Genomic DNA, 10,723 nt, shown 5'->3' with positions numbered 1-10,723 from the left:
ACTTTGAGGACAAATGGCCAAATGGCTCCGGAAATCACAAATCGGTGGACAAAATAATGCCATACTCTCTTGTTATAGGGACTACTGCAATTCCTGACACTCACTTTTTTGGGGGGATGCCTTAAAATCATTCCGGCGTTCCCCCATTTTCCTTCTCCGCTCCGCCTCTCACTAGCCTCCCCCTGAGTTCCCGCCCAGCCAAGGGGAAGTAAACGGAATGTTATTGGGATGTGAATGGGATGAGGTTTGGGGCGGGTTTTGGGGTTCGTGAAAGCGGTTTCCGGGACAAGACGGAAGGGGTGATCAATACAGTCGTAAACAGGCCCCAGGAGCGCCTGAGAACGCGTTTATGGAGCTTTCGGAGGCGGGTGGGGCAGGGCCTGATTACAACCCAACTTTTTGCCAGATATGTATATGGGCGTTACCGGCCACACCTGTTTAGATACTCCATGCCCCGTGACAGGTTTATGAACTGAGGGGCTGAAACAGCCAGGATTTCCAGTCCTTCTCGGGTCTTCTCAGGTCTTCGCAGGTCTTCTCACCCCTCTGCGAAGACCTGAGAAGTCCTGAGAAGAGATAAAAACACCCGGGGGCTCACATCTGAAGGCTCGGCCTCATTGTCATTCCCGGACCCGTGCACCAGCACGCAGGGGCCCGGAATCAAGGCCTCACGGGCAATGTCCCTTGGGAGGGTATCGATTCAGACTGTGTCTGGATCGGCCCCGTTTGGGATTGGGATTTGTCCGGAGGACAACAGATGGAAGGCGGTGGCTTCAGCCACCGTACACCGCCCGTGCCCGACCCACAAAAAGAAGATGTCCGGTGCTTTCAAGCACCGGCATAACACCCAGTGATACGCCCTCCACGGCCTCCGGAGGCAGCGTTTGCGGCCTGTTCACCGGATTCAGGCATGGGCGTCAGCCGGCGGTTGAAACCGCCGGAGATCGTCTCTCCCTCGCCGCTGATGCCCGGGAACGGTGGCTGAAGCCACCGCCTTCCGTCTGTTGTCCTCCCGGCAAACCCCATTCCCAAAATGGTGCCTGTTAAACCAATACTCCCACCCCGGAATGACACAGTGGGACTGGGGGTGACACGGCTGCAGTTGATGTTGCCGCTGGGTGGGGCGTGTGATCAGGACTGGACGTAGAGGTCAAGGAGGCGCAGGGCTTCGGCGAACTGGTCGCGGTAGGCCATGTTCTTATCCAGGCTGATGGTAACCTTGAGGCCCTTGGCGGCGTCGAAGCGAAGTTCCTGCTTCACTTTGGAGCTGAAGCGCAGCACCTTGTCGCGGGGGGGAAGGAGTTCGGGTTTGAATTCCAGCGTGAGGGTGTGGTGGCGCACGTGGCAGTTGAGCAGGTCGGCCTGTTTGGCCAAAATGTTGAGTTTGAAATACATCAGCAGCCAGTCGGCTTTTTCGGGCAGGGGTCCGAAGCGGTCAAGCAGTTCGGATTCGAAATCGGAGATCTCGGCCAGGTCCTCAAATCCGCTCAGGCGACGGTAGATGGAGAGGCGCTGTTCGTCGTCGGTGATGTATTCCGGGGGGAAATAGAGGTCGATCTCGGTGGTGAGTTTGCGGCGGGTTTGCGGGGTTTCCAGTTCGCCCCGGATGCTGCCACCGCTCTGGACGGCGGTGATGGCGCGTTCCAGGAGGCTGTTGTAATAGTTGAAGCCGATGGATTGGATGATACCGCTCTGTTTGGTGCCGAGGATGGTTCCGGCGCCGCGAAGCTCCAGATCGCGCAGGGCCACCTGGAATCCCGCGCCCAGGTAATCGTACTGGGTGAGGGCTTCGAGGCGTTTGCGGGCCACTTCGGTGGTGCCGCGGGGGATTAGCAGGTAGGCGTAGGCACGGCGGTTGGAGCGTCCCACGCGTCCGCGCATCTGGTAAAGCTGGGCCAGGCCGAAAGTGTCGGCGCGATCGACGAGGATGGTGTTGGCGTTGGGGATGTCGATGCCGTTTTCCACGATGGTGGTGGAGATCAGCACCTGGAACTCACGGCTGATGAAGGCGTCCATCACCTCTTCCAGATGGCGTTCCGGCATCTGGGCGTGGCCCACGATGAACTTCACCTGGGGCATCAGCCCGCGCAGTTCCTCGGCCACGGTCTCAATGGTCTGCACCCGGTTGTGGATGAAGAAAACCTGGCCGCCGCGGTCGATCTCGCGCCGGATGGCGTCGCGGATCACCTCGCTGTCGCGCGGGGTGATGATGGTGCGGATGGGCAGGCGTTCCTTCGGCGAAGTCTGCATCAGGGATATCTCCTTGAGGCGGGCGAGAGCCATGTTCATGGTGCGGGGGATGGGCGTGGCGCTCATGTAGAGGGTGTCCACGTTCGACTGCAGCTTGCGCAGGCGTTCCTTGTGGCGCACCCCGAAGCGGTGTTCCTCGTCTATGATCAGCAGGCCGAGGCGGGGAAAGCTGATATCCTTGGAAAGCAATCTGTGCGTGCCAATGGCGATGTCCACGTTCCCGGATAGGATGCCGGAGACGTCGGCATGGATCTGGGCGTTGTTGCGGAAACGGCTCAGCATGGCCACGCGCACGGGATACTGGGCCAGGCGTTCGCGAAAGACGCGCCAGTGCTGTTCCGCCAACAGGGTGGTGGGAACGAGCACGGCCACCTGATATCCCGAGCAGACGGCCTTGAAGGCGGCGCGGATGGCCACCTCGGTTTTGCCGAAACCCACATCGCCACAGAGCAGACGCTCCATCGGGGCCGGGCTTTCCATGTCCGCCTTGATCTCGTTGGTGGAGCGCACCTGGTCTGGCGTGTCGTCGTAGATGAACGATCCCTCGAGGTCCCTCTGCCAGTCGGAATCAGGCTGGTGGGCGATTCCCACTCGGGAACTGCGCTCCGCGTAGAGCTTCACGATGTCCGCGGCGATGAGCTCGATCTGCTCGGTGGCTTTGCGTTTGGTGTTTTGCCACCTGGCGCTGCCGATGCGGCTGAGGGTGGGGGCGGCGCTTTCCTCGGCCACGTATTTGGATACGAGCTTCAGCTGCCAGGTGGGCACATAAACGCGGTCGTCGCCGGCGTAGCGCAGAGTGAGGCATTCGGCGGACTGGCCGTCCAGCTTGATGATCTGCAGTCCTTCGAAGATGCCGATGCCGTGATCAATGTGGACAACGTAGTCGCCGGGCTTGAGGCTTTCGTAGTCCACGATCTCCTCGCCGGGCGAAAATCTGGGGGCATAGCGTTTGCGGCGGTAGCGGTTGAAGATCTCGTGGTCCGTCCAGAGGGCCAGGCCGCAGTCCAGCAAGCTGAAACCTTCGTGCAGCACGCCGATGTGGCTGTCCGGATCGGCGCCGAAATCAGCCAGCAGCTCGTGCATGCGTTTGGACTGGCTGGGGTTGTCGAAGAGCAAAACGGGATCGACGCCCTCCGTGTTCATCTGCCTTAGGGACGAGGCCAGCAAAGACAGATCTCCGTTCAGTCCGGGTTGGGGTTCGGAGGAGGCTTTGTGGTTTTGGGTGGGAAAGGGCAGGATGAATTCGCTCTGGGAGAGGAAGATGGCGCCACCGGGGCGGCAGAGTTCCAGCAGTTTGGCTTCTCCGGCCAATACTTTTTCCGGCGGGCTGAGCTTGGCTTTGGTGGTATTTTTCAGTTCGCGGCGGTATTGGCTGTGCACCTGCTCGGCCAGCTGCTCAAATTCCTCGTGAACGTAGATGTAGTTTGAAAAGAGCAGCAGCCTGCCTTCAGGAGGAAAATAATCGGCAAAGGTGCAAAGTTCGTCCAGAAGCAGGCTGTACTGGTTTTCGATGCCCTCGTAGAAGCCGGTGTGCTTTATTTTGGCCATCAGCGGGGAGGTGGCGCGAACGTCGTCCAGGCAGAATTCACGGGCCGGGATCACCGTGTAAACGGGAACTTCCCCGGGCTCCGAGCGCTGGGTGTTGGGAGAAAAATGGCGCATGGTGATGATCTCGTCGCCGAAGAATTCCACGCGCACCGGCTTGAGGCCGGGCGGGCTGAAGATGTCCATGATCCCGCCGCGCCGGGCCACCTGGAAAACCTTGTTCACTTGGTATTCCACGTCGAAACCCATATAGACCAGGTCGCGCATCAGCTCTTCAGGCGGGTATTCCATGCCCGGACGCAGGGTTTTCACGTGGCGGGCGATGTTCTGAAGCGGCGGCAGCCAGCGCAGCAGGGCGCGCACGGAGAGGCTGTAAACTGCCGGTTCCGGCTCCAGGACGTTGTGCAGGCACATCATCCTGGTGGCGCGGATGGAATAGTGGGGCGAGCGTTCCTCATAGGGCAGGATCTCGTAATCCGGCAGGTAATGCGCGTTGGCGCCGCCGATCAGGGTGCAGAGGTCGTCCCAGATGTCTTCGGCGATGATGTCGTCCTGCGAAACGATCAGGATGTCCTTTCCGGTCTTGGCCCAAAGATGCGCCGCCGCGAGGGCCCGGGCGCTCTGGTTGAGGTGATGGAGCTGGTGGCGTTCAGGACTTAGGGGAAGGGAGGGCAGTTCCTGAAATAAGGGTGAGCGTTCCAGCCAGGGGAGGATCTTTTCGTAAAGTGTCATGCCAGGCTCAGAGCGGCTCTGTACTCACAAAGGTGCCGATGATCTTTGTCAGCTTGCCGCTGGCGAACGAGATGGTGAGACGCGCGGAGGGACCGGTGCCGTCCACGCTGAGCACCATGCCCTGGCCGTATTCGGAGTGCCAGACTTGCTGGCCGATGCGGAACTGCTTGTCCTTTTCCGTGATCCTGTGGCGGGTTTTGGGGCGGGACCGCGGGGCGGGGGAGAAGTCGGCCTGATCGTTGCTTCCGGCAAAGAGGGAGTCGTCCAGTTCCTGCAAAAACTGGCTGGGCTTGGTGTAATAAAAGGTGTCGTAAAGGCGGCGGCATTTGGCGTAACTGAGGAACAGCCTGGTTTTGGCGCGGGTGACGCCCACGTAGAAGAGCCGGCGTTCCTCCTCGATAGATTCATGGCTGTCCATGCTCATGCGGTGGGGGAGCAGCTCGTCCTCGAGGCCCACAATGAAGACGCAGCCGAACTCCAGGCCCTTGGCGTTGTGCAGGGTCATCAGCCGCACGGAGTCGGCGCCGCCATCCACCCTGTCCATGTCTGTCTGCAGGGCAACGAAAGGCAGAAAATCGTCCAGCCGGGGCGGCTGGTCGTGCTCCTCGGCCCAGCGTTCGGAAAACTCACTCACCGAGTTCACGAACTCGATCAGGTTTTCCACCCGGGAAATGTCCTTGGGGTCTTTGCTTTGCCTGTACAGGTTGACCAGGTCCAGATGGTCCATGAGCTCTTTCACCAGTTCCAGCACGGGGGCCTCGCGGGCCAGTTTGCGCCAGTCATCCAGCTTGGCGGCAAATTCCCCCAGCTTCTTTTTGAGTCCGGGGCCGATCTCGTCGATGGCGGCGGAGTTTTGCAATGCCTGATAGAGGGTGCCGCGGGTTCTGGCGGCATGGGCCAAAAGGCGGTTAACGGTGGTCTGGCCGATGCCGCGGGGCGGTTCGTTGATCACGCGGAGCAGGCTTTCGGCGTCGGCGGGATTGGAGAGCACGGCCAGATAGGCCAGCAGATCGCGGATCTCCTTGCGCTGGTAAAAATGAAGGCTGCCGACGATGGCGTGGGGGATCTCCTGCTGCATGAAGGCGTATTCAAACACGCGGGATTGGGCGTTGGTGCGGTAGAGAACAGCTATTTGGCCGTAAGGGAGGCCTTCCGCGTGGAGTTTGGCAACCATCTGGGCGGTTTGGTTCGCCTCGTCGGTCTCGTCTTGATGGTTTAGAAGCCATGGTTTTTCGCCTTGGCCAAGGTCAGACCAGAGGTCTTTGCGATGGCGGCGGCGGTTGTGGCGGATGATGGCGTTGGCAAGGTCCAGGATGCTGGTGGTGCTGCGGTAATTCTGTTCCAGGCGGATGGAGCGGACGTTGCGGTAATCCTGCTCAAACTCCAGGATGTTGCGGATGGTGGCGCCGCGGAAGCTGTAGATCGCCTGGTCATCGTCACCCACCACACAGACGCGCTGATGGTCCCTGGCGATCTGATGCACGATCTCGAACTGCGCCTGGTTCGTGTCCTGATACTCGTCGATCATCACATAGCGGAACATCTGGCTGTATTTGGCCCGGACGGCGGGATTGCCTTGCAGCAGTTTGGCGGTGTAGAGCAGGATGTCATCGAAATCCAGGGCCTGGTTGAGCAGCAGCCGCTGCTGATAAAGAGTGTAGATGCGCAGGACGGCGCTTTCAAAATCGTCCTGCCAGCTTTTGCCGCGGCTGTCCGCGGCGATGGCCGGGGCCAGGTCTTCCGGCAGCTGGAGGCGGTTCTTGTAGCGGCCGATGCGGGTTAGCACGCGCTGGAGGGGGTATTTCTGCTTGTCGAAGTTGTGCTCTTTGTAAATCTTTTTCAACAGCGAGGTCTGGTCGTCCTGGTCGTAGATGGAAAAGTTGGCCCCGAAGGGCAGGGAGGCCGCTTCGCTGCGCAGGATGCGCGAGCAGACGTGGTGGAAGGTGCCCACCCAGAGCGAGCGGACGGGAAAGCCGAGCAGGTTTTGCAGGCGCTCCTGCAGTTCGCGGGCGGCTTTGTTCGTGAACGTTACCACCAGGATGTTCCAAGGCGGAACCTGTTTTTCCTTCAGCAGCCAGGCGCAGCGGTAGATGATGGAGCGGGTTTTGCCACTGCCGGCACCCGCCAGAACCAGAAGCGGGCCTTCTGTGTCGGTTACCACTCCGAGCTGCTGGGGGTTCAGCTCCCGGGAAAAATCCTCTCGCATGCCCTGTTATGCCGGAACTCGGATGAAGCGGGGATCGCTGCGCCGTCCTTCCAGCCTGCCCAGGTAGGTTCCGGAATCATCGTAAACATCCCTGAACGCGGAAACCTTGTACCAGTAATCACCTGGCAACACGGAATGCCAGGGCTCCGCACCGTGATTGCAGATGTTGGTGGCCACAGAGTCCACCACGGCATAATCCGAATTATAGGCCAGCCCCCGGAAAACATAGTAGCCATCGGTGTTCAGGGCCGGGTTGGCGATCCAGCGCACCTCAACATATTTGTCGATGGCGCCGGCTGGTGAAGAAAAGCATTGCACGCCGCTTACCTGATCTGGCACGATGATGTCCGGATTGTCGTAGGGATCGAGGGGGTTGTTGTGTTTGAGGCAGGCCGCGGTGAGCAGCAGGACCAAAGCGGCAAGCAGAAGTTTGGTTTTCATCGGGGCCATCCTAAAAGCGCACCCGGATCCCATCCGGACCGAGGCTGACGGTTCTTTTTGCGTATTTCTGCAAGATCTCCTGCCAGACTTGGGCATTGTAACTGTCCGTGGTGAGGATCACGTCGTAGATGTTATAGCCCCAGATCACCACCCCCAGTGCCAAAAAGAGCAGGGAATAGTATCTGGGCGTCTGGGCCAGGCTGTAATATTCCTGGATCTCGTCGATCTGGGTGGCGGTGAGGTATTGATCGTAATAGTAGTTGCTGCGGTCGTACAGGTAGAGGGAAACACCCAGGGAGAGCAATTCCGCGCCCAGGAAGATGGTACCCTTGGTGCCGGCCTTGCTGGTGATCTGGCCAAAACCCGGTACCAGGGCGGATTTGAGGATGGCGCTTCCGATCGAGCTGGATTCCATCTCATATAGCTGGAGCATTTCCTGCCGGTCGAGAAGTCCGTCCCGGTAAACCGCACGGGCGCGCCAATCCTTCCAGCCGTACTTGGTGCTGTCGGCGAAGGATTCGATGTCGAACTGGATCTGGGCCAGCAGGCCCGTGGCCAGGATCAGGAGCAGAAGCGTGAAGATGATCTTGCGCATGCTCACTCCATCAGTTTTTCAGAAAGTTTGTTGAGGGGGGTGATGGTGCGGTCCCGCAGATTCACTTGCCATACATAATAGTATGATATGGTGGGAGTTACAAGGTCGTATCGGGCTTCATATTTGAACTGGCCGGAAGAGATCATGAGCTTCCAGCCGGAATCGCGGATCTCGTTGGGATTGTACGCCCGCAGCAATTCCTGCTTCTGCCTTTGGATGCGGCTGTTGAGGATGCCGCCGCGGTATTCGTTGATCACGCGGCGGGCGAAGGCGGCGGGATCGGCTTGGGCGGCGATGAGGTTTTGCATTTGGGAGATCTTGGTGTTGAATTCAGGCCGGCCGTCAAGGTTGTTGGCCTGGCGGTAGAGGTTCAGCGCTTCGGTGTATTTTCCGGAAAGTTCGGCTTTTTCAGCCTGGGCCTGGACCTCCCTGGCCCGGGCCACGTTTTCCCTGATGGTGTTCATGCGGGCAATGGCTTGGTTGGCCAGGGCGTAGTCGGGAATGATATCGTAGGTCTTTTGATAGTGGATGAGGGCGTTCTCAAAATCGCGCTGGGCCACCAGTTCGTTGCCGCGGTTGATGAAGAGCGAGGCCACCTGTTCCAGGCGCCGGTCCACCTGTGCTTTTTGGCCGGGGTCATACTGGACGGCGATGCGGAAGAAGCGGTCCGCCTCCAGATAGTTTTGCCCTTTCAGAAAGCTCTCCGCCTGGCCGATATAGGCTTCGGCGATCATCTGGTTGTTGGCGGCGCTTTCCACCACGGGGTATTTGCCCAGTTCAAACAAGACGCGCAGGCCTTCGCTGTAATAGCCGGAGCCGTAGAGCCGGCGGGCGTAATCCACCTTGGCCGGGATGATGCGCAGGATCTGTTTGCGGGCGGCCACCTCAAACGCGTTGTTGGGATAATTGTCGTAGAGGTCCATGTAATCCTGCCAGGCTCCTTCATGGTCGATGAAGGTGTCCAGCCGGAAGCCGATCCTGCGGTTCAGCATCTCCGCCGTGAGTTCCGAGCCGGGGATCTCGCGCAGGATGGCGTTCACAAAATCCAGCGAAAGCTGCCGGTTGTTCTGCTCCAGGGCTTTGTCGGCGATGTCGCGATAGATCCGGCCGAGGGCTTGGTCCGCTTCCAGGGAATTGGAGAGTTTGAAAAACTTGATCGCCAGATCATAGCTTTCCCGCTGCAAGGCCAGCAGACCCAGCTCGTAATAGCATTGGCCGCGCAGGATCTCGCTGCGGGTGATCAGGGCGCCGTTTTGGCCGGTCTTGATGTAATCGTCCAGTTCCTGGATCGCGGCGGCGTAGCGCCGGTTGTTATAATGATCCTCAGCGCTGTTGTATCTGTTTATTTCACAAGCGCTTGTGAAGAGAAGAAGGAGCAGGGTGAGCAGCACCGGCCAGCGGCTGGCCGCTGACTTGCCCCGCGAAGCGCTCCGGCCAATGGGTTCTGTTCCGGCAAAAAGGCTCATTTATCCACTTTATTGGTTTTCTGCTGGTTGCTGGGCACCACGATGGGGATCTGGTCCAGTTTGCGGCCAAAGACTATGAAAAAGGTGGCCAGCATAAGGGTGGAGACCAGCAGCAGCACCTGGTTTCCGGTGATGAAAATGATGATGGTGGTGAGCACGATCAGGATGTTGATGGCGTAGATGATCAGGGCGGTGATCTTGATGGAGCCGAGCGCGGTGTGGATGCGGTGGGTGGAATGGTCTTTGCCGCCCTGCATCACGTGGCGTCCGTCGCGCTTGCGGGTGTAGCTCACCAGGGAAATGTCGAAAATGGCGTAGCTGAGCAGCAGCACGGGCAGCAGGTAGAAAACGTTGTTTTCCCTGGTCAGCACGGCGTAGCGGGCCATGAGGATGCCCATTGAGGAGAGGAAATAGCCGATGAACATCGATCCCGCGTCGCCCAGGAAGATTTTGGCAGGGTTGAAGTTGAAGGGCAGAAAGCCCAGGGCGCTGCCCGCGAAACTCAGCGAGATCAGGCCGATGAAGGCCATCTCCGCACCGTTCGAGCCGGTGGTGTTGGCCAGGCTGAAGGCGAAAAAGCCCAGGCCCAGGATCCCCGCGATCCCGCTCAAAATGCCGTCCATGTTGTCCAAAAAATTCAACGCGTTCATCAACCCCACCATCCATACCACCATCACAGGCAGGGAAATGTAGAAGGAACCGAACATGTTTTGCAGTTCCGGGAACTGGAAGTTCGTGAGGATGAAGACCAGGCTCACGGTGATCTGCCCGATCAGCTTGATGATGGGGTTCATGCCGCAGCGGTCGTCGATGAGGCCGATCAGCATGATCAGCAAGGAGCCGCCCAGATAACCCAGCATCGCCGGGTCGAAGCTGCGGTTGGCGGAGATCGTTACATCGTAGATGCAGAGCAGGAAAAAGCCAATGAACACGCTCAGCCCCCCCATGTAGGGGACGCTGGTGAGATGCATCTTTCTGGCTTCGGGTTTGTCCACAAAGTTCAGCGCCTTGGCAAGTTTGATGATGAAAGGCGTGAGCCCGTAAACGAGCAACCAGGACATAATGAACACGCTCACGTATTCCCATGTCCTATTTTCCATGTTCACACTCCATCTTTAAGATTTCTCAATATTCCTGGCAGGCTGTTTTTTGTCAATGCAAAAAGGGAAAACCCGCTGCCTGGGAGGGCCTGCCCCGATTTCAGGTATGGTTATCCATCAAACTTGATGGGTGGAAGAGCCCACCAGAAACCCTCCAAAATCCTCAGTCCGCTCCCATTATCAATACGGTATCAATACGGAATCAATACGGATTTCATCCGTATTGATTCCGTATTGATACCGTATTGATATTGGGAGCCGTGTCTCGTCCTAAAAAAGTTGACACATCCATCAACTTAAAGGAGTGAGAAAAATGGAAGACAAGAAACCCGTAAATCGTTACAGCATGGCTTTCAAATTGCGTGTTGTGGATGATGTCGAAAGTGGT

The 10,723-nt window shown here is 58.5% G+C and carries 6 protein-coding genes; all 6 read right to left on the bottom strand.

Translation table 11 applies throughout. The features are described 5' to 3' along the window. Positions 1 to 1,131: 1,131 nt before the first annotated feature. Genes mfd through LHW45_10285 form a run of 6 tightly spaced genes read right to left on the bottom strand, consistent with a single transcriptional unit; the run spans position 1,132 to position 10,335 of the window. On the bottom strand, positions 1,132 to 4,527 hold the full coding sequence (gene mfd, locus LHW45_10310) for a transcription-repair coupling factor (GenBank protein ID MCB5285964.1): 3,396 nt from the start codon (positions 4,525 to 4,527) through the stop codon (positions 1,132 to 1,134). A gap of 7 nt (positions 4,528 to 4,534) precedes the next feature. Further along, on the bottom strand, positions 4,535 to 6,733 hold the full coding sequence (locus LHW45_10305; protein MCB5285963.1) for a UvrD-helicase domain-containing protein: 2,199 nt from the start codon (positions 6,731 to 6,733) through the stop codon (positions 4,535 to 4,537). Positions 6,734 to 6,739: 6 nt separating this feature from the next. Beyond that, positions 6,740 to 7,174 (bottom strand): hypothetical protein, encoded by a 435-nt coding sequence (locus LHW45_10300; protein MCB5285962.1) that lies wholly within the window; start codon positions 7,172 to 7,174, stop codon positions 6,740 to 6,742. A 10-nt stretch (positions 7,175 to 7,184) separates the two neighbouring features. Further along, positions 7,185 to 7,769 carry a hypothetical protein gene (locus LHW45_10295; protein MCB5285961.1) on the bottom strand — a complete coding sequence of 195 codons (585 nt, stop codon included), beginning with the start codon at positions 7,767 to 7,769 and terminating at the stop codon, positions 7,185 to 7,187. 2 nt (positions 7,770 to 7,771) lie between these two features. Further along, the gene (locus tag LHW45_10290) at positions 7,772 to 9,235 is read right to left on the bottom strand and encodes a hypothetical protein (protein ID MCB5285960.1); all 1,464 of its coding nucleotides are present in this window, start codon (positions 9,233 to 9,235) and stop codon (positions 7,772 to 7,774) included. Further along, the gene (locus LHW45_10285) at positions 9,232 to 10,335 is read right to left on the bottom strand and encodes an undecaprenyl/decaprenyl-phosphate alpha-N-acetylglucosaminyl 1-phosphate transferase (protein MCB5285959.1); all 1,104 of its coding nucleotides are present in this window, start codon (positions 10,333 to 10,335) and stop codon (positions 9,232 to 9,234) included. The genes LHW45_10290 and LHW45_10285 overlap by 4 nt, the downstream gene beginning before the upstream one ends. Positions 10,336 to 10,723: the final 388 nt, after the last annotated feature.

It is taken from the genome of Candidatus Cloacimonadota bacterium, assembly GCA_020532085.1.
Classification (GTDB): Bacteria; Cloacimonadota; Cloacimonadia; order Cloacimonadales; family Cloacimonadaceae; genus Syntrophosphaera.
The sequence above is the reverse complement of the archived record's forward strand: the minus strand, read 5'-3'. Positions and strand labels throughout refer to the sequence as shown.